Origin of the sequence: Xenorhabdus sp. PB61.4, assembly GCF_963894935.1 — a bacterium.
GTDB lineage: Bacteria > Pseudomonadota > Gammaproteobacteria > Enterobacterales > Enterobacteriaceae > Xenorhabdus > Xenorhabdus stockiae.
Map to the genome: position 1 here is coordinate 14,526 of NZ_CAWQJR010000164.1, position 21,929 is coordinate 36,454.

The 21,929-nt window shown below is 47.6% G+C and carries 4 protein-coding genes and 1 pseudogene; 1 reads left to right on the forward strand and 4 read right to left on the reverse strand.

Features of this window, described 5'->3' with window-relative positions; all coding sequences use genetic code 11:
• Positions 1-215 precede the first annotated feature (215 nt).
• Positions 216-15,848: pseudogene (locus tag AACX68_RS12015) on the reverse strand (amino acid adenylation domain-containing protein); the annotation flags it as partial.
• Between the two features lie 1,042 nt (positions 15,849-16,890).
• Between AACX68_RS12015 and AACX68_RS12020 the strand changes: the two are divergent.
• Entirely contained in the window at positions 16,891-18,984 is a 2,094-nt protein-coding gene (locus tag AACX68_RS12020) for a prolyl oligopeptidase family serine peptidase (protein ID WP_228859288.1), read from the forward strand.
• 124 nt (positions 18,985-19,108) lie between these two features.
• Here the strand turns inward: AACX68_RS12020 and AACX68_RS12025 are convergent, their stop codons facing one another.
• From AACX68_RS12025 to AACX68_RS12035, 3 genes are all read right to left on the reverse strand, one after another.
• Complete coding sequence (locus AACX68_RS12025) at positions 19,109-20,353, reverse strand: aromatic amino acid transport family protein (protein ID WP_228859284.1); 1,245 nt, start codon at positions 20,351-20,353, stop codon at positions 19,109-19,111.
• Between the two features lie 739 nt (positions 20,354-21,092).
• A complete protein-coding gene (locus tag AACX68_RS12030; protein WP_228859285.1) occupies positions 21,093-21,269 on the reverse strand; it encodes a hypothetical protein in 177 nt (58 codons plus the stop codon).
• Positions 21,270-21,446: 177 nt separating this feature from the next.
• Entirely contained in the window at positions 21,447-21,833 is a 387-nt protein-coding gene (locus tag AACX68_RS12035; RefSeq protein WP_339389333.1) for a hypothetical protein, read from the reverse strand.
• Positions 21,834-21,929: the final 96 nt, after the last annotated feature.

Below are 21,929 nucleotides of genomic sequence, written 5' to 3' on the forward strand. Positions count from 1 at the left end.
TCTACTTTTAGGATTAATTATAACTTTCCCTATGTTTATCATTACTTATTATACAACATACCGTAGTATATTTTACTCTCGATAAATAAAACCCGGTATGAATGGAACAAAATAATATTGCGGGTTCTTCTCATCATTAAAAGTAAAAGCCACCTGATAGACAGGTGGCTTTGATATTATTGGTAATTATTTACTCTCTCTGCAATATCCCGAGATTACACCGCTTCCACTTCACAATTCATTTCCAGTGCCCTGCTTAAGGTTTTAGCCAAAATAATTTTATTCGTACTGTCCTCCATCAGACTAAAATGGTCGCCCGGTACAGGTGTCAGCTGGAGTAAAGTATCAGGTATAACCAGTTCCCAGCCTAACGATGGCTCCATACTTAAAGAAGGTAATAACGTTTCCGTAACGAAAGGAATTTGCGGGTAAGGCTCCGTTGCGTAGAATTGGTGGAGCATTATCTCCAGTACTTCTGGTTCATAGGCTTTAATCATTTGCACATAATTTCCCATCTGCTCCCAACGCCTTGCGATCAAGTCAGGGCGGAGGTTTGCCGGATACAGTTCTAACTTTTGTGCTGCGGCAATAAATTGAACCAAACCCAATTGATCAATTTTCTGATGTAATATCGCTATCTTTTCTTCATGCTCCCCACCCGACTGTTTTGCCAGTTCAGCAAGGAACTGGAGTTTTGGCTGAATGATTTGCTGCTTAAAGCAGTGAGGAGCAGGCGTATCAATCAACCCCAGAAAATCGACAGTCTCACCAGCATTCAAAAGTTGCTGTGCAATGGCATAAGCTAATACACCACCAGAAGAATAGCCATAGATCCGGTATTGGCCTTCCGGTTGAACCGATTTCATAAAGGTAATCATTTTGTCGGCTAATGCTTCAATAGTTGATACCTGCTCTTCATTGACGGAAGGCCAGGGTAATACATAGACCGGATAGTCGGGATGAATGTATTGAGATAACCCAAAGACATAAGAGTAGTCATTCATGCCGCTGGGAACAAAAAATAGTGGTGGTTCCATTCCGGATGACCGCACGGGTATCGCACTGCTTTGCGGCTGAGACAGTGGATCTAATGTCATTTTTGATACCAGTTCAGTCAGCACAGGGAATTGGAAAAGGTTATTCAATGTACACATCAAACCACGATCTGCGGCAAGGTTTATCATCCGCATAGCGAGCAACGAATGCCCTCCCAACGCAAAGAAATTGTCATGCCGGCCTATTTTTTCAATTCCCAGCAATTCACGCCAGATAGCAGCCAAAGTTATCTCCACCTCTCCTTGCGGTGCTTCATAGGATTGGTGAGCAAAGGCATTCTGATCAGGTTCCGGCAGGGATCGGCGATCCAGCTTACCATTAGGGGTCAGCGGGAAAGCATCCAGACATACAAAGGCGGCGGGTACCATATAATCAGGCAGCGAAGCACTCAAATATTCTCGTAGAGAATTCACCAGCCCGCGATCCTTACCTGCCACAACATAGGCCACCAGCCGTTTATTCTGTCCCTCACCCAGCGCTAATACGATAGCTTCACGCACTGTCGGGTATTCTGTCAGCCGGGCTTCGATTTCACCCGGTTCAATCCGGAACCCACGGATTTTAACTTGTTGATCATTGCGGCCAACAAAGACCAGATTACCATCTGGCAAATAACGGGCTAAATCGCCGGTTCGGTACATCCGTGCATCCGGTGCCTGATTAAACGGATCAACCAGAAAACGTTCAGCAGTCAAATCAGGGCGATTGAGGTAACCACGCGTTACACCGTCACCACCGATATATATCTCCCCCACTACCCCCAATGGTACTGGCTGTCCATCATTATCCAGCAGATAAATCTGAGTGTTAGCTGTCGGACGCCCGATAGGAATAAATCCATTCTGATAGTCTGATGGGCAACGCCAGACAGTAGCGCATACTGTGATTTCTGTTGGGCCATAGGCATTGAATACGGTTGCCCGGTCGCGCAATGTCTGGATTAGCGCAGGGTTTGGCGCTTCACCGCCCAATATTAAGGTTGGCCTGATGTTTATCTCCGGTAAATCAGCACCATCCTGCAACAGCGCTGGGGTCAGACAGGCGTGAGTGATCGATTGTTCTTCCAGATAACGCCAAAAGAGATGAGGATCCTGACGAACTGCATCAGCAGGAATATCCAGAGTAGCGCCACCACACAACGCCATCATAATTTCCCAGACACTGGCATCGAAACCAAATGAAGCAAATTGCAACATCCGGCTATGAGAATGAATACCGAACTGGCTGATTTTATCCTGAATAAGGTTAACGAATCCTCGATGTTCAACCATTACACCTTTCGGCATGCCCGTCGAACCGGAAGTGTAAATCACATAAGCCAGATGCCGTGATGTTAACGCCGAAACCCGTGGATTATGATCCGGTTGGTCAGGCCGGATATCATCCGGGTTAACTATCGTTAATTTCGCGATAGTTTCCTCACTCAATACGGCACGACCGGTATTATCTGCCAATACCACCAGCGGAGCGGCATCATTTAGCATATAAACCAGACGATCACCGGGATAGTCGGGATCCAGTGGTACATATGTTCCCCCCGCTTTCAATACTGCCAATAGCCCCGCTATCCTTGATGGTGAACGTTTCACGCAAACCGCTACCCGTTGATCAGGCTGTACACCCAGTTCGATAAGCTGGTGGGCCAGCCGGTTAGCGAGACTATTTAATTCCGCATAGCTAAGTGTCTGTCCTTCATGTACCACGGCAGTAGCGTTTGGTGTATGCTCAACCTGTTGTTCAAACAATTGATGGATGCATAACTGGTCAGGGTATACGGCTTCAGTCGCGTTCCATGTTTGTAGCAACAAATTCCGTTCTGACTCTGGCAGAATTTCCAGCATCCGCACAGGTGTTTCTGGTGCCTGTTCCAGCGACTCTACCAAACTTTCCAGCGCTCGTTGCATATAACTACACACCCGTTCTGGATCAAATGGCTGAACAATTTGTGTAGTTAATCCCAACGCTTCACCAAAATCTTCCACTGACAGGGTAAACGGATAGTTAGTTCGTTCCTGTGCCCCAAGGAATTCAACACCGTCCATGATTTCATTCGAAGTCACCGGCAATGCGTTATGGCGGTAGTTCAGCAAGGTACTGAATAATGGGGTTCCGCCCTGCACTCCACTGCAACGCTGAGCCAGTGCCAGTGACGCATGTTCATGCGTCAATAACCCTGCCAGCCAGCGATGTGCCATCTGTACGCTATCCTGTACCGGAGTTTCATCCATATCCAGTCGCAACGGTAATGTATTGATAAACAAACCCATGCCATTGTCGGCACCTTCACCGGCAGCCATTCGCCCGAATAATACCGTACCGAATACGACTTTTTCCTGCCCACTGGTACGCGCCAGCACCTGCGCCCAGGCTAAATGACACAAAGCAGCCAGACTGACACCCCGTTGCCGGGCCTGATTGCGCAAACGGCTATTCAATTCAGAGGTCAACATCCGGTGAGATTCTGTGATTTGCGAACCATCATGGTGAACTTCTGTCAATCCGAATGGCAACGTTGGTTCATTCACCTCAGCCAGCATATCGGTAAAGAAACGAACATGCTGCTCCTGACTGACTCCCAATCGAGCCTGAGCAACCAGATTGCGGAAAGGTGGCGGTACGGGCAGATTGTTTTTTTGTCCGTCAATATAGGCCTGCACTTCATAGCTCATCACATCCAATGCGGTATGGTCGCCAATCAGATGATGCATCAGTTGCAGTACAATCCAGCGACCATCCGTTTCTTGCGCTACAACAAAACGCAGCAATGGCGCTTGCCCCAAATCAAGGCGATAGTGACGAGGATCAAAACGTTGAGCTAACTGTTTACTCACTGGCCCATTCACGGAATCGAGTGTCAGTTCAGTCACTGATAATCGTGCATGACGACAAACCACCTGAGCAGGAACGGATAGCCCTTCCCAGATAAAAGCAGTACGTAAGATATCATGCCGATTAATCACTTGTTGAACGGCATTCAGATAACGATCCAGCAGAGTCCGGTTCGCAAAAGCCATCTGACCAGCCAGTAAATACGGGTCACCTTCGTTTGCCAATAAATGGTGGAACAAAATGCCATCCTGTAATGGCGACAACGCATAGATATCCTGAATATTGGCAATCCCGCCCGGTATCTGTTCGATTATGTGATCAATCTCAGGCTGAGTGAGATCAATTAACGGTAACATTTCGGGAGTTAATTTTGTCGTTTCCGGTGTAATAACATTAGCCGGTACACTTTCACCCTGATTTTGCGTCAGGGTTTTCGCAAGTTCAGACAGCACAGGAGACTGAAACAAATCACGCACCGCCAGCGTTAAACCCATACTCCGCAACCGTTCGACCATGCGCACCGCGAGCAATGAATGACCACCCAATGCGAAGAAACTGTCATATCGGCTGATTTGCTCAACGCCCAGTAAGTCATGCCAGATAGCGGCAAGTGCGATTTCTGTTTCCCCCTGTGGCTCCGCGTAAACCTGACGCGCAAATGCGTCCTCTCCCGGCATCGGTAACGCCCGGCGATCCAGTTTACCGTTAGGGGTTAATGGGAAGGCATCCAGACGCACAAAGGCCGACGGCACCATATAATCAGGCAATAACGTGCTCAAATGTTCACGCAGCAGGCTAACCAGTCCATCATTCGCTTCTGCCACGACATAAGCCACCAGTCGTTTATCCTGTTCATGGCCTAATGCCAAAACTAATGCTTCCCGTACTGCGGAGTGTTCGGTCAACCGGGCTTCAATTTCCCCCGGTTCAATTCGGAATCCACGGATTTTAATCTGTTGATCGTTGCGACCAACAAAGACCAGATTACCGTCCGGCAGGTAACGAACCAAATCCCCGGTTCGGTACATACGTGCATTCGGTTTATTGCTAAATGGATCTGTAATGAAGTATTCAGCCGTCAATTCAGGACGATTGAGGTAGCCGCGCGTTACACCGTCACCACCAATATACAACTCACCCACCGCGCCTAAAGGAACTGGCTGGTGGCAGGTATCCAACAGATAGAGCCGGGTGTTAGCGGTTGGGCGTCCAATAGGAGTCAGCTCCCCCTGATAGTCTGGCGGACAGTGCCAGTCAGTAGCGCAAATGGTAATTTCTGTCGGGCCATAAGCATTAAATACGGCTGCCTGACGGCTCAGTGTCCGGATAAGTAACGGGTTGGGTGCTTCACCGCCTAAAATAATAGTCGGTTTTATCTTCAGTGCCGGTAAATCAGCACCGTCCTGCAATAGAGCCGGTGTCAGGCAAGCGTGAGTGACTGCCTGTTCTTCCAGATAATGCCAGAGACGACGCGGGTCCTGACGAACAGTATTATCCGGAATAACCAGACTTGCGCCGCTTCCCAGTGCCATCATAATTTCCCAGGTACTGGCATCGAAACCAAATGAAGCGAATTGCAACATCCGGCTATGGGAGTGAATACCGAACTGGCTGATTTTATCCTGAATAAGGTTAACGAATCCTCGATGTTCGACCATTACGCCTTTCGGCTTACCCGTAGAGCCAGAGGTATAGATCACATACGCCAGATGATTGGAGCTTAATCCAGCGATTTGCGGATTATTATCCGGCTGTTCGGGTAATGAATTCGGGTCGAGTACAATTAACTGCGCAGTCATTTGTGCTGATTGCTCATCTTGTGCCTGGCCTGATAACGCTGAACGTCCGGTATTATCGGCCAATAAAATAGCCGGTTCAGCATCGCATAAAATATGGTTCAGGCGTTCGCCCGGATAAGCCGGATCCAGTGGTACGTAAGCTCCACCCGCTTTTAATACTGCCAGTAACCCGACTATCCGCGCCGGTGAACTTGCCATGCAAATAGCCACCCGCTGATCCGGTACAACACCCAGCTCGATAAGCTGGTGGGCCAGCCGGTTAGCCCGAACATTCAATTCTGCATAGCTAACAAATTGATCTTCATACACCAACGCTATAGCTTCTGGAGTACTTTCAACTTGTTGCTCAAACATTTGATGGATACACAACAGGTTAGGGTATGCGGCTTCCGTCGCGTTCCATGTTTGCAGCAACAAATTCCGTTCTGACGCAGGCAGGATTTCCAACATCTGTACTGGCATTTCCGGTGCTTGCTCAAGTGCTTCAGTCAGGCTCTCCAACGCCTGTTGCATATAATCACACAACCTTTCCGGATCAAATGGCTGTACTACCTGCGCAGTCAGCCCCAAATCAGAGCCACCATCCTCTACTGACAACACAAACGGGTAATTCGTCCGTTCCTGAGCATCAAGAAACTCAATTCCGCTGGTGGTTTCATCCAGCATAACCGGTTGTGTATTATGCCGATAATTCAGCAGCGCATTAAACAGCGGTGTACCACTGGCGACTCCACTACAACGCTGAGCCAAAGCTAGTGAAGCATGTTCATGCGCTAATAATCCCGCTAATCGGGTATGGGCGACTTGTACACTTTCCAGCACGGGAGTTTCATCCATATCCAAACGTAATGGTAAGGTATTGATAAACAGGCCCATACCATTGTCGGCACCTTCACCGGCAGCCATGCGCCCGAATAATACCGTGCCAAACACCACGTGCTTCTGACCGCTGGTGCGCGACAACACCTGCGCCCAGGCCAGATGACACAGTGCAGCCACACTGACACCCAAACGCCGGGCCTGTTGACGCAAACGACGATTCAGTGCGGACGTTAGCGTTCTATGTGATTCTGCCACTTTCGAGCCGTCATGATGTACTTCCGCCCATCCGAACGGCAACGTTGGCTCATCCACTGTCATCAGCATATCGGTAAAGAAACGGGTATGCTCCGGCTGGCTGGTTCCTAACCGGGCTTGTGCCACCAAATGTCGGAATGGAGTCGAAGCCGGCAGGCTATCTCCCCGACCAGCCAGATACGCCTGTACTTCACTGTTCATCACCTCCAGCGTAGTATGGTCGCCAATCAGGTGATGCAGCAACTGTAGCAGGATCCAGCGACCATCTGTATTCTGGGCAATGACAAAGCGCAACAACGGCGCTTTACTCAGGTCAATACGGTGCTGGCGCGGATCAAAGCGTTGAGCCAATTGGTCACTGATCGACCCGTCAGCCGGATCGAGTGCCAGCTCTGTGATGAATAAAGGAACCTGACGACAAACGACCTGAGCCGGAACGGATAACCCTTCCCAGATAAAAGCGGTACGCAGAATATCATGGCGGTCAACGACCTGTTGCACGGCACTCAGATAGCGATCCAGCAAAGACCGATCCGCAAAAGCCTGTTGGGTTATCAGGAGGTAAGGATCGCCTTCTTTTGCCAACAAATGGTGGAATAAAATGCCATCCTGTAACGGTGACAAAGCATAGATATCCTGAATATTGGCAACTCCGCCCGGAATTTGTTCAGCTATATGGTCAATCTCGGACTGAGTCAGATCAATCAGCGGCAACATTTCCGGCGTCAGCGTCATAGTATCCGGTGTAATACTGTTTTCAGGTATTGTTATTTCACAATGTTGCGCCAGAGACTGAGCCAGAATGCAGAGTGTCGGGGATTCGAATAGTGTTTGAATCGATAAGCCCAGCCCCCTATTTCGCAAGCGTTCAATCATCCGTACAGCGAGCAAAGAGTGACCGCCCAACGCAAAGAAACTGTCATGCCGGCTTATCTGTTCAACCTCCAGCAATTCACTCCAGATAGTAGCAAGCGCACATTCAGCTTCACCTTGCGGGGCTTCATAAACCTGACGGGCAAAAGCATGTTGATCAGGGGCCGGTAACGCCTGTCGATCCAGTTTACCGTTAGGAGTCAGCGGGAAGGCATCCAGACGCACAAAAGCTGCTGGCACCATATAATCAGGTAAAATAGCACTCAGATATTTACGTAAGCTGGTGGCCAGTTCGTTATCCGTTCTGTTTGCCACTATATAGGCAACCAGACGCTTATCCTGACCATCCCCCAGTGCCAGTACCAGCGCTTCACTGACTGCCGGATGTTCGGTTAAATGCGCCTCGATTTCTCCCGGCTCAATCCGGAATCCGCGAATTTTCACCTGTTGGTCATTGCGGCCAACAAAGACCAGATTGCCATCCGGTAGATAACGGACTAAATCCCCTGAGCGATACATACGAGCATTAGCATCATCGCTAAACGGATCCGGTAAGAAACGTTCGGCGGTCAAATCAGGGCGATTGAGATAACCACGGGCCACACCTACGCCGCTGATATATAACTCACCTACCGCACCCTGCGGTACTGGCTGGCCATATTTGTCCAACAAATAAATGCGTTTGTTAACGGTTGGTTTGCCGATAGGAATTAATCTCCCCGCATAATCTGACGGGCAGTTCCAGATAGTGGCACCGACGGTGATTTCTGTCGGGCCATACGCATTGAACAAATTAGCCCGACCGCATAATGCCTTAAATAAGGCAGAAGCGGGTGTTTCTCCTGCGAAGATTAATGTGGGTTTTATGGCTATTTCCGGCAAACCAGCACCATCATGGAACATAGCCGGAGTCAGACACGCGTGCGTTACCGATTGCTCTTCCAGATAATGCCAGAGACGATGTGCATCCTGCCGGATAGTTTCTGTCGGAATAACCAGCATAGCCCCACTACTCAGCGCCATCATGATTTCCCAAACACTGGCATCAAAACCAAATGAAGCAAACTGTAATACCCGACTGGTTTCACTAATATTAAGCTGGGCACTTTGCTCCAGCGTCAGGTTAACCACCCCCTGATGCTCAATCATTACCCCTTTCGGTTTACCCGTGGAGCCAGAAGTGTAGATCACATACGCCAGGTGCTTAGAGGTCAGTTCAGGGATACTCGGATTACTGTCAGGCTGATTTGGCTGAGTATTTGGATCGAGTACAGTCAGTGTTTTCAGGGTTTCTTCACCCAAAGCCGCCCGACCGGTATCATCCGCCAGCAAAATAGTGGGGGCAGCATCAGTGAGCAGATAAGCCAAACGCTCACCCGGATAAGCGGGATCCAGTGGCACATAAGCCCCACCCGCTTTCAACACCGCCAACAAACTCACTATTCTCTCTGGTGAACGTGTCACACAAATCGCGACAGGCTGATCTGGAATTACACCTAATGCAATTAATTGATGCGCTAATCGATTAGATCGGGCATTTAATTCAGCATAACTCACTGTCTGGTTTTCATACCTTACCGCGATGGCATCCGGAGTTTGTTCGACCTGCTGTTCAACCAGTTGATGGATGCACAACTGTTCAGGATATGGCGCTACAGGCGCATTCCAGGTTTCCAGCAATAGAGTGCGCTCAGCAGGTGATAAAATATCTACGGTAGTGATGGATTGTTGAGGATGACTTACCATCGCCCGTAATAAGGTCTGTAAATAGCCGACCTGCCTTTCAATTGTTTCAGGATCAAATAAAGCAGAAGAATAATTCAGTTCCCCAACAACCTCTCCCGCCTTTTCTGTCAGCTCCAGTTGTAGATCGAATTTAGCGATATCGTATCCCTGCACAACGGGAGTCACCGCTAAGCCCGGCAGTTTCCACTCTTGCGTGTCATTCTCCTGCCAGGCAAACATGACCTGAAATAACGGAGTATGTTCTGGTCTGCGTGGCGGTTGTACGATCTCAACCACTTGCTCAAAAGGCAGATCCTGATGCTCCTGTGCACTCAGTGTCGTCTGCCGTACACGTCGAAGCAGCGTCTCCATGTCCAATGTGCCGAATGAATCCGTACCGGATAAATCAATACGCAATGCCAGCGTATTAACAAAAAAACCGATCAGTGGTTCGATATCCCGCCGATTGCGGTTGGCACTCGGTATACCAATCACCAGATCATCCTGTCCGGATAGACGCGACAATAATGCCGCCCAAGCAGTCAGCAATACCATGAATAGAGTGCTGTCATGTTGCTGTCCCAGTTGTTTCAGTTCCTGAACCAACGTAGCATCAATCTGTACCGGTATCCGGCCACCACTAAATGACTGCCGGGAAGGACGGGGGCGATCTGTTGGTAATTCCAGTAATACTGGCGCATCAGCCAGCGTACGGCGCCAATAATCACTGTGTGTCCGCATTTTTTCATCGGAGAATATCTTACGCTGCCAGGCGGCATAATCAGGATATTGAATTACTAAAGGAGGTAATGGATCAGGCTGTTTATTCAGGCAAGCCGAATAAAGGGCACTCAGTTCTGATTTCAGTATCTCTAACGACCAGCCATCAGACACAATGTGATGCTGAGTCAGTAAGAAGACATAATCCTCATCGGCCCGCTGTATTAGTGCACAACGGATTAAAGGGCCACGGGCAAGATCAAACGGTGTTTCTGCTTCCTGTGCACACAAAATATTAAGTTGCTTATCGACATCAGGCAGATTACGCAGGTCGTATTGTTTCACCGGCAGAGTCAACTCCGCTGGCAACAGCTCAACCTGAGGCTGACCGTTAACCATGATGAAAACAGAACGCAGTGCTTCATGGCGGGCAAACAGATGATTCAGCGCCTGTTGCCATGCGGTTATATTAAGCTGCCCCCGCAAGTACAGTGCCAGCGGAATATGATAGGTATCACTGACACCATCAAACTGCGCCAAAAACCATAAACGCTGCTGAGCAAATGACAGCGGTAAAGGGCTATTATTATTACGGTCACGGGATACCGGAATTATGTCAGATAAGTTATCCCTTCCTTCATTACGCTGTGCACTGATTTTCTCCGCAAAAGCTATCAGTGACGGTGATGTAAATAAGGCAGCCAACGGCAGTTCAACACCTAAATCAGCGAGTCGGTTCATCACCCGTACCGCCAGCAGTGAATGACCACCCAACGCAAAAAAGTTATCATATCGGCTGATCTGCTCAATACCTAATAATTCACTCCAGATAGCCGCCAGTGTGGTTTCTGTTTCCCCTTGCGGTGCTGCGTAAGCCTGACGGGCAAATGCGCTCTGCTCCGGTACTGGTAACGCCTGTCGATCCAGTTTACCGTTCGGTGTCAGCGGGAAAGCATCCAGACTCACAAACGCTGCCGGCACCATATAATCAGGTAAAATAGTGTTCAGATATTCACGCAGGCGGGTAGCTAATCCGTTATCTTTTTCTGCCTCAACGTCTTCTATTACAACATAAGCGATCAGGCGTTTTTCCTGCCCGTCACCCTGCGCCAGTACCCACGCTTCGCGCACAGCCGGATATTCGGTTAACCGGGCTTCAATCTCACCCGGCTCAATCCGAAAACCACGGATTTTAACCTGTTGATCATTGCGGCCAACGAATACCAGATTACCATCAGGTAAATAACGGGCTAAATCGCCAGTACGATACATGCGTGCATCAACAGCATGAGTAAACGGATCTACCAGAAAACGTTCATCAGTCAGATCAGGGCGATTGAGATAACCACGCGTTACACCGTCACCACCAATATACAGCTCCCCCACTGCACCTAAAGGCACGGGTTGACCACCATCATCCAGCAGATAAAACCGGGTATTCGCGGTCGGGCGCCCAATAGGGGCTAGTGTATCGGTGTAATTTAACGGACAGCGCCAGTGGCTGGCACATACGGTAATTTCTGTCGGGCCATAGGCATTAAATACAGTTGCCTGACGGCTCAATGTCTGGAGGAGTGTTGGACTGGGGGCTTCACCACCTAATATTATGGTCGGCTTTATCGTTAGCGCAGGTAAATCAGCACCATCTCGTAATAACGCAGGGGTCAGACAAGCGTGCGTTACCGATTGTTCTTCCAGAAAATGCCAGAGGCGCTGAGGATCCTGACGAACCCTATCCGCCGGAATAACCAGATTAGCGCCACTATTCAACGCCATCATGGTTTCCCAGACACTGGCATCAAAACCAAACGAAGCGAACTGCAACACCCGGCTACCGGAATGAATGCCGAACTGGCTGATTTTATCCTGAATAAGATTGACCAACCCACGATGTTCAACCATCACCCCTTTGGGAACGCCTGTTGAACCGGAAGTGTAAATCACACAGGCCAGATGGTGTGAGGTTAGCGCCAATATCTGCGGGTTGTTGTCCGGTTGAGCGGGTAAAGTACCGGATAAGATATTTGGTTCAAGCAAAGTCAGCCCGATAAGCGCTTCCTCACCTAACGCAATGCGTCCGGTTTCATCAGCTAATACGATTGAGGGAGCCGCATCATTCAGGATATGTGTCAAACGTTCACCCGGATAAGCGGGATCCAGTGGGACATAAGCGCCCCCCGCTTTCAGTACCGCCAGTAAGCTCACCACTCGCGTCAGAGAACTAGCCATGCAGATCGCTACCCGTTGTTCCGGTGTCATCCCCAATGCAATCAGTTGATGCGCTAATCGATTGGCGTGAGCGTTCAATTCAGCATAGCTCAGGGTCTGCCCTTCATATACCAACGCCGTAGCATCTGGTGTTTTTTCTACCTGCTGTTCAAATAACTGATGAATACATAACTGCTCAGGATAGGCTGTTTCAGTCGTGTTCCAGTTTTCCAGCAATAACGTACGTTCCGTTTCAGGCAAAATATTCAGTGCCCGTACCGGTGTTTCCGGTGCCTGTTCCAGCGCTTCTGCCAGACTTTCCAGCGCCTGTTGCATATAACCACATACCCGGTCCGGCTCAAACGGCTGTACTACCTGCGCAGTCAGCCCCAGAGTAGAACCGCCATCTTCCACTGACAGTACAAGTGGATAGTTAGTCCGCTCCTGTTCCCCTAAAAATTCAATCCCCGGTAAGATCTCATGCGGAATAAGTGGTTGTTCATTATGCCGATAGTTTAACAACGCACTAAACAGCGGCGTACCGCCTGCAACACCACTACAACGCTGAGCCTGCGCCAGTGAGGCATGTTCATAATCCAGTAACCTAGCCAGCCGGGACTGTGCCAGCCGTATACTGTTGTGTACCGATGTATCATCGATATCCAGCCGCAACGGCAAGGTGTTGATAAACAGCCCCATGCCATTGTCAGCCCCTTCCCCCGCCGCCATGCGTCCGAACAGTACGGTACCAAACACCACTTTGCTCTGCCCGCTGGTACTCGCCAGTACCTGTGCCCAAGCCAGATGACACAAGGTTGCCACACTCACACCCAGACGTTTTGCCTGCTGACGGAGACGATTATTTAATTCCGGCGCTAACATCCGGTGTGATTGTGTTACCTGAGAACCATCACGATGTATTTCGGTTAAGCCAAACGGCAGCGTCGGCTCATCGACGTCAGCCAGCATGTCGGTAAAGAAACGGGTATGCTCTGCGTGATTGCTGTTCAGTCTGGCCTGTGCCACCAGATTGCGGAATGGTACCGGTACCGGCAAATTATCATCCTGCCCGGCCAGACAAACCTGCACTTCGCGGTGCATCACTTCCATTGTCGTATGGTCGCCAATCAGGTGATGCTGTAATTGCAACACATGCCAGCGACCATCAATCTCTTGTGATACAACAAAGCGTAATAATGGAGCCTGATTCAGTTCAAAGCGATACCGGCGAGGGTCAAAACGGTGAGCCAATTGCTCACTGACTGGCCCGTCAGCCGGGGACAATGTCAGTTCAGTGACCGATAAAGGCCCATGACGCCAGACTACCTGTGCTGGTGTAGATAATCCCTGCCAGATAAAAGCAGTTCGCAGGATATCATGGCGATCAACCACCTTTTGTACAGCCGCCAGATAACGATCAAGCAGCGCTCGGTCAGCAAAAATCATCGGATAAGCCAGCAAATAAGGGTCACCTTCCTTTGCCAACAAATGATGGAACAGGATACCGTCCTGTAATGGTGACAGAGCATAAATATCCTGAATATTAGCGATCCCGCCCGGCACCTGCCCAGCAATGAGGTCAATCTCAGACTGGCTCAAATCAATCAGTGGCAACATTGCCGGAGTCAGCATCGTGGTCGTCGGAGTAATCGCATTCGGTGGTATCACTACCGCCTGATGTTTTTCCAAAGTCTGAGCCAATTCTGACAGCACCGGACACTGGAACAGATTACTGGCAGCCAGGGTTAATCCCAGACTGTGCAGGCGTTCAATCATCCGTACACCTAACAATGAATGACCGCCAAGAGCAAAGAAACTGTCATGGCGGCTAATTCGCTGTATACCCAGTAATTCACGCCAAAGGGTCGCCAGTACAATCTCCATTTCTCCCAGAGGAGCCTCATAGATCTGACGGGCGAAGTCGTCTTCTCCCGGAGCCGGTAATGCCCGGCGATCCAATTTACCATTCGGCGTCAGCGGGAATTCATCCAGACGCACAAAAGCCACCGGCACCATATAATCCGGTAACCGCATGCTCAGATGTTCACGCAGGCGAGTAGCTAATTCGTTACTCTCTTGAGTCAACACATAGGCAATAAGCTGTTTGTCCTGCCCCTCTCCTGCAGCCAGCACGATGGCTTCACGTATCGCCGGATATTCCACCAGCCGGGTTTCAATTTCCCCCGGCTCAATCCGAAAACCACGGATCTTAACCTGTTGGTCATTACGCCCCAGAAACTCCAGATTGCCATCCGGTAGATAACGAGCCAGATCTCCGGTTCGGTACATGCGAGCATTTGCTTTCTCACTAAACGGATCGATGAGAAAGCGCTCAGCATTCAATTCCGGGCGATTGAGATAACCACAGGCTACGCCATCTCCCCCGATATAAATTTCACCCGTCATTCCCGGAGCTGTCGGTTTCCCATCAGAGTCCAGCAAATAAACTCGCGTGTTAGCAATGGGCCGACCAATAGGAATGGAGGTTATTCCCGCAGCTAACTCGTGAATATGGTAGGTCGTCGTAAACGTGGTTCCCTCACTCGGACCGTAAGCATTTAATAATTTTTGTGGCGGGTTTTTACGCAGCACCTGAGCAATAATATGCGGATCGAGGACATCTCCCCCAACCAGCAATAGCTTAAGCTGAGGCAGCACCGGAGATAACTCGTCAGCCAGTCGGTTAAACAGCCCGACGCTCATCCATAGAATGGTAATACTATGAGCCTGTAAAGCCTGAACAAAATCCGGTGGCGTCAGTAACGTAGTATGATCGATAACCACCAGCGCAGCTCCGTTGAGCAGCGGTGCCCATACTTCAAAAGTACTGGCATCGAAAGCCGGATTAGCGGCAAAAGCAACGCGATCATCAGATTTAATATCAGCATAACCATTATTAATAACCAGCCGGACAACAGCCCGGTGTGGCACAATGACGCCTTTCGGTAGCCCCGTCGAACCAGAGGTATACATGATATACGCTGGCCCGGTACTGGTAACCGGTAAATCAGGATTGCGATATTCTTCTTTTCCAATAGGTTCTGTTGCGAGGGTAAGACTGAGTCGGGGAACAACTAATTCAGCCGGGGTCGCCATCTGCATATCAGTCAGCAGTAATTTGGCGGAACAATCATTTATCAGCCAGTTTTTCCGTTCATCAGGTACATTCGGGTCAATAGGAACATAAACGGCCCCAGACTTGAGAATAGCTAACTGAGCTACCACCAATTCAATTGAACGCTCCAACAGAATCGCTACATGATCACCCGGACAAATACCCTGTTCAATCAGTTGGGTCGCTAACCTGTTAGCCTGAGCATTCAGCTCCGCATAATTCAGTATTTGATTGCCGGCAATTAATGCTATGGCAGTTGGCGTTCGGGAAGCCTGTTGTTCAAATAATTGATGAATACATAGATGGTCAGGATACGGAGTTTCCGTGGAGTTGCAGATTTCCGGCAACAGAGAATATTCAGTCTCAGATAAGCCATTAAACTTTCCTGTAAATATGTCATCACTCATTTTTTCTGACGACATATCCACTACCCCAGCTTCAAGAATATTATTCTTGCTGGTAATACTGTCTTTCATTTTTTTACTACCTCAACGAATCTATTGGATATTTGAAAACTGTTATATCTGCTGTTTTTAAATTGCTTATTTACGTCAGGTAACTATCACAATTGTTTTATTTTATTTTTTGAGAAAATAAGAACGGGCACGCCGAGTATCGAAAGATACTCAGGAAACATTTTCTCTCAGGTATTAGTTTTTCCATTTCGGTTAATAATCTGCCAATCAAAAATCAGGCAGAAGTCATCCCCGTCACAACGGAATAAACAGCTCACTTAATAAATTGGGAGAAGTTATTTCATTTTTTCCCTGTTCTTAGATAAACGTCTTTGATCTACTGCAATTTTTATTAATAGACGCTTAATTCCACAACTAAATAAAAATGGATGGATTGAATATATCGACAGGAACCTTCGACAAGTCATTACTGTATTTTTCACACTTATAATTAATATCAAAAATAAATCATTTCACATGAAATCATGTAGTTAAAAAATAATCACCTTCTATTTTGTCATTGCCAAATTCAACCGATTGTTTAAATCACGAGTGAATTTAGTGCCAAAATGAAACGATCACAATTATAAAATAATTCTCGGTATATTATTTTATATTAATAAAAAACATTTTGGGCATGATCCCTCGTTGATATTAATAACTAAAATATACAGTCATGATAATAAAAAATGATATAGGTAATTACTTGACAAAATATAAACCAGATCAATCAGGCTGAAAAAATGAACGATATAAAGCTCTACTCTGTCAACAATATCCAGAAATCCTCAGTGCTTTGACATCATAAAACTCAATATAAAAACAAAATAACGTTAACATTGGAGATATAATTCTGCCTGAAAGCCCTATTTATTCACGTAAAGAAAATATTTCTGTTTTCTCTATGCTGAAATATATGTTGGAAATAACGCTTATTTTATTTTTCACTATTAGAAGGAGCTTGATTTTGCCAGTTACTAATCGACGCAAGTTTATTAAAATCTGTGCGCAAACCGCAGGAGGCGTCTTTGCAATGGCGGCGCTGCCCGGCAGTATTCGTTTTGCAATAGCCGCAGACAACGGGGTTGTCACCAGCGATGAATTTCTGTGGCTGGAGGATCTACAGGGTGAGACCGCGCAACGGTGGGTAAAGCAGGAAAACCAGCGCACCATCGCGCGTTATACTCAGGGGGGAGACTTTCGTAAGTTAGAGCAGCAGGTACTGAATATCCTTAATAAAGACACTCGGATCCCGTGGGTCAATAAGCATGGCGATTACTACTATAACTTCTGGCAGGATCAGGCTAACCCTCGCGGCCTGCTCCGGCGTACCACACTGCAAGAGTACCGTAAGGCCAAACCGGCATGGGAAACTGTGCTAGATATTGACGCACTGGGTAAGGCAGAAGGTAAGGATTGGCTCTACCACGGTTTACAGCCGCTGGCACCAGAATATCGCTACTGCCTGATGAAGCTGTCACCGGATGGTGGAGATGCTGTCGAAATCCGTGAATTTGATCTGGAGACTAAGCGATTCGTTGAGGATGGATTCAATGTCCCCGTAGCCAAAAGCAGAGTGTCATGGATTGATAAAGACACCGTGTTTATCGCTACTGATTTTGGCCCCGGTTCAATGACTCAGTCCGGCTATGCGCGAATCGCTAAACGCTGGCAGCGTGGTACACCATTGAGTGCAGCCGAAACACTGTATGAAGCTAAGCCGGAAGATATGGCGGTATTCGCCTATCGTGAGCGCACTCCCGGCTTTGAGCGTGATTATGTAGGCCGTAGTCTGGATTTTTATCGTCGTGAATATTTCTTACTGACAAAACAGAATCAGAAAGTCAGGATTGATATCCCTGAAGACGCAGAGATTAATAGCCACCGTGAATGGCTTTTGATAAGACCGAGTAAAGACTGGGATGTGGGAGGGAAACGCTATCCGTCCGGTGCTTTGCTGGCAGCGAACTTCGACGATTATTTGGCAGGCAGGCGTGAGTTGCAGGTGCTTTTCACACCCAATGAGCAGACGGCGCTGAGTGGCTACAGTAGTACACGTGATCACCTTATCCTCAGCATTATGGATAATGTCGTAAACCGGCTTGAAGTATTAACGCCGCAGGGTAATAGCTGGCAACGGCAACCTCTGGGCAATCCGGGTAGTATGAGCAATATTTCCGCCACCGGTATTGATGAGGAAACCAATGATTACTTCCTGACCATCAATAATTTCCTGCATCCGGCTTCGCTGTATATTGGCAACCTTGACAGCAGTGAAACGGAGCTATTGAAACAGGGACCGAAGGATTTTGATGCTGGTAACTATCAGGTCAGCCAACATTTTGCCCGCTCCAAAGACGGAACCCGTGTGCCATATTTCCAGATCTCAGCCAAAGGCCTTAAACTGAACGGCAGCAATCCGACGTTGCTGAACGGTTACGGTGGCTTCGAAATATCGCTACTGCCAAACTATATCGGCACTGAAGGACTCACTTGGCTGGGGCGTGGTGGTGTTTATGTCGTTGCCAATATCCGTGGCGGTGGTGAATATGGCCCGGCTTGGCATCAGGCCGCTCTCATGCAAAATCGCCACCGCGCCTATGAAGATTTCGCAGCGGTAGCGCAAGATCTGATTACACGAAAAGTAACATCATCAAAACATCTTGGAGCTCGTGGCCGCAGCAACGGTGGTTTGCTGGTCGGCAATATGCTGACGCTGTATCCGCAACTGTTCGGTTGCATAGTCTGTGGTGTACCTCTGTTGGACATGCAGCGTTATAGCCAGCTTTCCGCTGGTGCCTCATGGATTGCCGAATACGGCGATCCGAGCCAGCCGGATCAGTGGGCATATATCAAAACCTTCTCGCCATATCACAATATCAAGGAACACGTGGCCTACCCGCCCGTATTGTTCTACACCGCAACCAGTGATGACCGGGTCCATCCGTCGCATGCACGTAAAATGGCAGCCCGTATGCAGAAGATGGGTTACCAGCAAGTCTATTTTTATGAAAATACCGTGGGAGGACACAGCGCTGCGGCCGATAAAAAACAGACGGCATTCCAGAATACAATGTTCAGTGAATTTATGTGGTCTCATCTGAATAACAAGACACCGATGGCATAAACGTAAGGTGAACAATTCTGAGTTATTAATTTTGCCAATATATTTTTGAGATAGGGAGTTAGCTACTGGTAGCTAACTCTTTTTTGTGAGGTATTTTAGTAGGATAAAGAAGAGAAAAGAGAAATTACCACCCTGCTGGCAGATAACCGAACAATGAAGCGATGGCATACACTGCGCTGGCCAAATACAGCAGCACAATGCTTATTTGCAGCAATGGATGCGTAATCCAGCTGCATTGCCAGCATGGAGTATGATCGCCGTATTTCCGTGCACCACGTAAAATCAGTATCGGCATGATTGATAGAATCACACCACTGAATACACCAGCGAAATACAGAGCATTAACAAATGATACGAGTCCGCTGTAAGCCAGTACGAACGGCGGCACAGCCACCAACAACAGCACGCCGAAACGACGCAATGGTTGTTCGTCATTACCCAGCCGGAATTTATCGAAGATATTAGTCAGGAAACTGCCGCCCAACCCCCAGTAAGAGGTTAAGATTGCACACAATGCAAACAGGTTAGTAGAGAAGAATGCCCACTCTCCCAACGCTTGTCCCCAGGAAATCGTCACTACCTCAGAAATATTGTCTAGACCATTAAGCGCGATCACAGACATCGGCACCATCGCCAGCAGGACAAAGATCACTGCCATGCCAATAATAATCGCCTTCGGTAGTTGTTCTGGCTTATCGGCAAAGCCACGCGCCATTTCCGGCACGATGTACTGTGCCGAAAAACTAAACACCACAACATTGAATAATGGCACCATAAAAAGCCAGTCACCATCCAGCAGATAGCGCATCTGGGTAGTATCTTTCAGCAACGTTGCCACTACTAACGTTAATAGCATGACCAACATGCCAATACTGATAAACTTTTCACCACGGCCAATTGCTTTCAGTCCGAGATACAATACTCCCGCTGCCGGTACGAAGAATAGCAGACTACCTAGTGTCGGTGAGATGCCCAGCAGCGACTGTAACAGTTTGCCACTGCCGCTCATGTAGGCGGTCAGCGCCCCAACACTGTTGACGCACACTGAAAAAAACATCACCCAAGCACCCACACTACTGACATATCGCCTTGCCAGCCCACTAAGTTGTAAGTGAGCGCGGGTACGCAGCGTAGATTCGGCAACATACAGCATAGTAATGGTGGTCAGCACCCCCACCAGCATCAGCCAGAACATCAGCGGCAAAAAGCCGGCCTTTCGTGAAGCATAAGCAATGGACAGCAAACCCGCGCCGATATTGGTGCCGACTATCATCGCGACACCTTCGAGAAAACTCAGTGACTTACCGGGAACCGGCGCTAACTCTCCCGAGACAAGCGCCGAAGAAATACTGGTGTTATCAGAAGACATTCATCCTCCTTTATCCCGGTGCGCTAGCCACCGGGGATAGGTTAATTTCACGGTGGTTAACAGCTCACTAGTACACTTTGCTCTTAATTATCCGTATTAGAGTTTAGCGTAAAAAAAGAGGAAAAATTTCAGATAGGGAAAATCTATGAAAAAGAGCTTACTATGAATAACGCACCTGTTGGAGTTGTAAAAAATGCCCTGAGACAGGAAAAACTTATACTGTAGCTTATAGGCAGCCGTTAGATGAAAGTATGCCAGAAAATGAATTTATTCATTTTAATATGGATATCACATGGCCTTCTTTTAGTGACAATAAACTAGGTAATCTTAAAGTTACTTACATAAACCAGTAACAAAAGAAGTTAAAACTCTAGTAAGTACAAATGGCACTATACACTTCGTCTTTCAAGTTGCCTCTTTATTGGCTGCGCTCATTCACTCCAGTCACATAGTTATCTATGCTCCCGAGGATGATTTCCCTTGCCGCCGCAATGCATCTTGAAATTCATTGGGTATATGACATTTATCAATTCTGGTCTTATAACGATATATATTTTCAGAATTAATAATAATCTGATCAATATTGCAAAATTACGACACTTCTATTCCTTTTTTCAAAAAAGGAATCTCTGTAGAGAATCATTATCTTAAAAATCTGGAGATTTTAAGAGTTGGTTATGTATAAAATCATTAACCAACTCTTACTCTATTGTTCAGCAATGCTTTTTAGTATTACGGATTACTTCACCAGAACTTCCACAGTATCATTTTTACCCTTCGGCTTCTTTGCCATTTGATATGTCACTAATGCGCCGGTTGAACAAATGAACATAGTGAAAGCAATTCCTGATAAGGTTCCATTATTTAATAAACCCACTAATAAACCGGCACATCCACCAAACAGATACTGAATCATCCCTAAAACAGCAGATGCAGTTCCTGTTTGAACACTGTGGAAGATAAAAACTCACGTGCAATTGCAATAGAGTTATAAACAGGAGATTGTTTTTGGTGGAGTAAATTCCTTTCCGGCGAATTTATTGCTTCCCTGCCCGTCGCTGCGTATCCTGAAATTCATTGAGCAGATACATACTCAATCTGACAAAATTTTGCTGATAAATGGCTTGATATACTCTTTTTTGCTGAAATTAATATCTCCGGTTAATAGAGACTGAAGGAAGAAAGCATCCAAAACAGCGGTAAGCGCTTTGGCTTTTGATTCATCGTTAGTGATGTATTGAGAAATGATGTTTTTTGTTGCCTGCATCCAGTTAACGGCAAGTGGCCTTAAAGATGGCCGGGAGATAGCCGCAACGTAAAGCTCATATTCTGACTTTAAGCGTGAATAATCTGCGAATGTCCATGAGATGAACTCAGTCAGATTTTCGGCAGGATCTTCAAATAGCGACTGTTGAAACCAGTTATGTGATAACTCAATGAAGTTATTAAAGTATTTTCCTAGCGCGACCTTGTTTAGTATTTTGTGTAATCGCCATTTTCGTTTAAACGTGACCGTCTAAACGGTCACCAAATTCAATCATAAAACGACTCATCGCAAGACGCCAATCTTGGATAG